The sequence below is a fragment of the Flavobacterium sp. genome (assembly GCF_046155325.1).
Taxonomy (GTDB): domain Bacteria; phylum Bacteroidota; class Bacteroidia; order Flavobacteriales; family Flavobacteriaceae; genus Flavobacterium.
The window spans coordinates 1-4,728 of record NZ_JBJXDQ010000058.1; the positions used below are offsets into that span (position 1 = coordinate 1).

2 protein-coding genes are annotated in these 4,728 nt (G+C 38.1%); one reads left to right on the top strand and one right to left on the bottom strand.

All coding sequences use genetic code 11. The features are described from left to right. A partial coding sequence (locus tag ACKVOD_RS03965; protein ID WP_409208184.1) for a hypothetical protein occupies positions 1–1,876 on the bottom strand: 1,876 nt, incomplete at its 3' end. Positions 1,877–2,171: 295 nt separating this feature from the next. Here ACKVOD_RS03965 and ACKVOD_RS03970 point away from each other — a divergent pair. Beyond that, positions 2,172–4,728, top strand: a 2,557-nt coding sequence (locus tag ACKVOD_RS03970) for an Ig-like domain-containing protein (RefSeq protein ID WP_409208185.1), incomplete at its 3' end; no start/stop codon positions are given.

Here is a 4,728-nt window from a genome sequence, read left to right on the forward strand (position 1 = left end):
TTTGCCCCGTAAAATTAATTATAGAAATCCCAACCTCAGATGGATCAGGTAGAGAAAAATTAATATATACTTCTGAATCAGCAGGATTTGGATAGATCGTAAGACTGTTTTCTTCATTAAAATTATCCGTTGACAAAGAAGAGTTTCCTAGAAGTTGAATGGCATCAATTCTAGTGGTTATGCTCCCGGTTTTTTGTCCGTAAATTCTAAACCAATTTATGGCAGCCAAATTTGGCGTGCCTATTTTCTCTGCGTCTGCAGTATTTAATTGAATAAAATTCCATCCATTCACTAAGTCTGTCAATGGCCACTGGTACTCATTGCTATCAGGAACTCCAGAACTTCCTATTTCTACATAATTATTAGTTTGTATCAGGGACACATCCGAAACATAGTACCAAAATTGCAAGCTAGCTCCTGTATCAGAACCAACGGTATTGTATGCTGTAGGAAACACCTTTGAATACTCTGGAGTCCCTGAACCCGTAAATTCAAGAGAGTTCAAACCCTGTGTTTGATTTATATTATTAAGAATTAGCGAACTTGGATTCCAATTTGTCTTTGCGTCACAATCGTCTAAATAATTTCCATCAGGCGGTGTTAAAATCGGAATATTACTCGTTGAAGAAATGGTTCCATCCAACATTTTCTGGGTTTGATCCGCTAATTTCAAATACCAATCACTTGGCAAATTAACGCCATCAATATCTAAAGAAACTAGTCTATCTTGAGCTTGAACAGGTAGTTTTGCTTTTGTCTCGGTTATTTTAAACATGGCAGTACCCTCATCAACTTCATCAAACATGGCTACATAAATAAATTTTACACCCGCTTGAACAGCATTATACGCCTGGCGCCAATAAAACTGACCGCCATTACGTTTTATCTGGTTTAATGTTTTGTTGTTTAGATTACGCCAAGAAAATCCTGGCCAAATAACGGGCATATAGTCTACCACATTTTTATTACATTCAGCCAAATCAGGCACTATATTATTGGTTTTGAAAGTATCCGCACCACTATTAGTGGAATACCTTCCTACTGACCACGGACTAATCATATCTAAAGAGTTATAGACAGCTGACCAATCAGTACCCGTTTCTGAAGCACCACTTCGTGTTCTCCATCCCTCTGGAACACCTCCCATAACATAAGCACGGTATTTAGGAGCTGCATTGGTTTTGAAATAATCAATTATAGCTTTAGATGTCGCCGATGTTAATCCACGGTCTTTAAAACCAATACCCCAAATAGCCACTACTGGTTTTCCATTCTGTTTTACATATTCTGGCTTATTTAAAATATCATAGGTATTAACCAGATATTCCCAATCTGCTACAATTTTTGCATACATAGTAGCATCAGTTACTCCACTCACATCATACATAACCGCATACTTTCGGTTGTATGCTGCAGCCGAAGTAATTACATTTTCAAGCACCTTGTTTTTTGCTTTAAACAGAGGTGAACCTTGAGTTTCTACAGAAGTTAAAAAACGTTGCAGATAAATACCATGCACGTTGTAGTCTCTCATCCACTCAAAATGTTTGCGTGTCGTGCTTAAACTATAAGAGGAGAATAATTGAGCGTTTGAGCCATCAGCATAGGTCATATTAGTGTTAAATTTATCTGTGTATTCAGACATGTCTGGCCACATATCTACAGTTAAATTTGCGGGGTCGGGGGTAGCTGTAGTACCGCCTCTAAACCAGTGATTCCAAGGATTATTTGTCGTAGATCCATCTCCGGGAGCTAAAAACCATCCTTGATACCCCATCATCACTTTGTAGTCAAGTTGATTTTGTGCAAAGACTGAATTGGAATACCCTATTGTTAAAAACAATATAAAAAGGAATACAATTTGTTTGGATTTCATAAATTATTATAATTACGCTTGGAATATTTTTAATAAGGACAAATACAATATAAATAGCATCACTATGTTTTATTTCTTAAAATAAAATCACAATATATACGCAATAATAGTACGCAATGCTTAACAATGCATTAATAAAGCATTAATAAAGCATTGATTTATTTAAAAAGCTTCAATTATTGCCATTTTTTATTCAAAAAACTTTTCAAATTAATCATTAATTAATCACAAATTAATTAATGGCTATTATATTTACATATAATTCACCTTTTATTCAATTCAATACTTATCATTTATGACTAAGATTAAATATTTATTTTTGGCATTTCAATTTTTAACTGCATTTAGCTCTTATTCGCAACAATCAGCTTTGGTTTATCCTGACACAAACGGAAAACTTGTTTATGCGAAGTATGCAAATAATTACGAGACAAATGAAGATAATACTTTGCCCGATTTTTCGTATGTTGGTTATATGGATGGTGCTGTCGGAGTGCCGGTAAGAGAAGTGCCAGTAAAAATCACATTGAATCCAAACCCTTCAGGCGAAGACAGAACTCGAATTCAGGAAGCTATTGACCAGGTTTGTAATATGCCTCTTGATGCTAATGGATTTAGAGGAGCAGTATTGCTTAAAAAAGGGACTTACAGATTGAATGATGAAACTATTCCTGTACTCACTGATGGAATGGGTTATGCATTAAGAATTTGGGCCAGCGGAGTAGTGTTGCGTGGCGAAGGCCAGGGAACTGATGGAACAATTCTTTATTCAGATTTCGCTAAGAATCACACCATGATAACCCTTGAGCCTTATTCTCAAACAACACCCGAGACTACTATGACTCTCATTACCGATGCTTATGTAGGAACTGGTGCAAAAACATTTACGGTAGCCAATGCGAGTAGTTTCGCTGTAGGAGATAATATAATGGTAAAATTTACTCCGAATGCAACTTGGTTTTCGGATCTCAAAGTGGACGAAAATGGATATATTTTATATGTGGCTCCGCCGGCAGAAAGTGATTATTGGAATGCAACAGCCGGAGCTTTCAACATTGGATTTAAACGTAAAATAATGGCAATAAATGGCAATACAATTACCATCGACTGTTCGGTAATGCAACCCATGCAGACCAAATATGGTGGAGGACAAATAAAAAAATACACCACAACCGGACGATTAAACAAATGCGGTGTTGAAGATTTGCGCATCGTGGGTATTGAAGATGGAGGTATTCCTTCGGACAAATTAGTTAATGGAAATAGATTGCGGGTGGGTATAAGACCCCGATTTTTGGATAATAGTTGGATTCATGGTGTTACAGTAACTCGCACATCCGAATCGGCTATAATGACTTGGGGAGTGATGAATGTCACCGTTCAAGAATGTGCGTATATTGATCCAAGAGGACCTATAACTGGTGGATGGCGTTATAGCTTTAGCCTGGATGCAGGCTCTACACGGGTTCTTTTTCAGCGTTGTTATTCGGATTACGGACGACATGATTTTGTGACTCACGCCAGAATACCTGGTCCTAATGTGTTTGTTGATTGCTATAGCGCAAACGGTCAGAGTGTATTGGGCCCACATTATCGTTGGGCTACGGGTACATTGTTCGACAATATAAAAGCACCTAATTCTGTTATGGCAATTAATCTTTTTGATTTATCTAATGGTCATGCTTGGTGTGGAGCACAAACGGTTGGTTGGAATCTCGAATGCAAGGGTTATGTAAATGACGCCTCTAGGGGATCTCAAAATTTTTTAATTGGAAGTATTGGCACTGAATATTCCGCTACATTTAGCCCTACTAAATACCCCGATTTTATTTTTCGTGGATATTGGGAAAAATCAGGGCCCGCTGGTGTCCACGTGAGTACACGAAGTCTATATTTCAAGCAACTGGAAGACAGGCTTGGAAGCCAAGCAGTTTCAAACATCACAATACCAGAACAAAGAACTGGAAATATCTACACCAAATTGGCAGCTTGGGCTGGAAATGGTAGCCTTGTAAATATTCCGGTTACAGGAATAACTCTAACTCCAACTTCTTTAACTCTAAGCGTAGGTAGTTCACAGCAACTGGCAGCAACAATAGCACCAGAAAATGCAAGTAATAAAAACATAACTTGGACTTCAAATAATACATCAGTTACCACCGTAAGTGCAACAGGAATGGTAACTGCCGTTTCGGTTGGGACAGCTACCATAACAGTAACTACAGAGGATGGTGGAAAAACTGCAACTACGGAAATTACTACAACTAATCAGATATTTGTGAGCAGTGTAGCGGTGTCTCCTACAACTGCAACAATTGCAATGGGTAACCAGCAGCAACTTACAGCAACTATCTTACCAGCAAATGCATCGAACAAAAACATGACTTGGACCTCGAGTAATCCCAATGTGGCAAATGTTAGCTCGCTTGGATTGGTTACTTCAGTAGCACAAGGCACTTGCGATATTACAGTAACTACTCAGGATGGCGACCAAAAGTCTATTGCTGCTATAACTGTAGGTCCGTACCCCGAAAGCAAAATTATTTCTAATTGCGATTCGAATACTGACTGGACATCGGCTAGCACAGTAACGGTAAACAGTACCGACGAAAAAGAAGGGACTGGATGTCTACAATCGGTTGGAGCAATTGGAACGGTTACAGCTGATTTTAAAAAAGTTTTTTCACCACCTATTAATACCGGTTCAACCATAGCTAACGGAAAACTGCAATTCTGGTATTTTGTATCGGACATAAACGCATATAGGGACATAAACGCAAATAGTACTGCCAATCAAGTTGAACTAGGCAGCGGTGGAGCATTTGATAAATTTGAATTCAGCTGGAATATTG